The 500-nt window shown below is 48.0% G+C and carries 1 pseudogene; it reads left to right on the top strand.

Going from position 1 to position 500, the window contains the following annotated elements:
- Window positions 1-500 (top strand): annotated as a pseudogene (locus tag R7Q46_RS30760) (malate dehydrogenase); the annotation flags it as partial.

Consider the following 500-nt stretch of genomic DNA (forward strand, 5'->3'; position numbering starts at 1 on the left):
GTTCTGAAGAAAGCGGGTGTTTACGACAAGCGTCGCCTATTCGGTATTACCACACTAGACGTGATCCGTTCAGAAACGTTTGTTGCTGAGCTAAAAGGCAAAGATCCTAGCGATATTCGTGTACCAGTTATCGGTGGTCACTCTGGCGTGACAATTCTTCCTCTTCTTTCTCAAGTAGAAGGTGTGGAGTTTACAGCTGAAGAAGTAGAAGCTCTGACTAAGCGTATTCAAAACGCGGGCACAGAAGTTGTTGAAGCAAAAGCGGGTGGCGGTAGTGCGACACTTTCTATGGGCCAAGCGGCTTGTCGTTTCGGTCTAGCACTTGTACGAGCTCTTCAAGGTGAAGAAGGCGTTGTTGAGTGTGCTTACGTTGAAGGTGATAGCGAGCACGCACCTTACTTTGCACAACCAGTGAAGTTGGGTAAAGAAGGCGTAGAAGAAGTACTAAGCTACGGCGAATTGAGCGACTTCGAAAAAGCGGCGCTAGATGGAATGCTAGA

The organism is Vibrio sp. 811 (assembly GCF_033339195.1).